This window comes from Pseudomonas sp. PDM32, assembly GCF_019219225.1.
GTDB lineage: Bacteria > Pseudomonadota > Gammaproteobacteria > Pseudomonadales > Pseudomonadaceae > Aquipseudomonas > Aquipseudomonas laurylsulfatiphila.
The window spans coordinates 1-255 of the sequence record NZ_JAHUWE010000074.1; the positions used below are offsets into that span (position 1 = coordinate 1).

Consider the following 255-nt stretch of genomic DNA (forward strand, 5'->3'; position numbering starts at 1 on the left):
TGCAGTCGATGATGCGACCGGCCAGGGCTTCCGGCGAGAAGCCGCCGAACACCACCGAGTGAATCGCGCCGATCCGGGTGCAGGCCAGCATGGCGACCACGGCTTCGGGGATCATCGGCATGTAGATGGTCACCACGTCGCCGCGGTGCACGTCCTGGCCGCGCAGGGCGTTGGCGAACTTGCAGACCTGCTCGTGCAGCTCGCGGTAGGTGATGTTGCGGCTTTCGGCAGGGTCATCGCCCTCCCAGATGATCG

Annotated in this window: 1 protein-coding gene; it reads right to left on the reverse strand. The window is 66.3% G+C overall.

Features of this window, described 5'->3' with window-relative positions; genetic code table 11:
* Positions 1–255, reverse strand: a 255-nt coding sequence (locus tag KW846_RS30645) for an AMP-binding protein (protein ID WP_218486479.1), incomplete at both ends; no start/stop codon positions are given.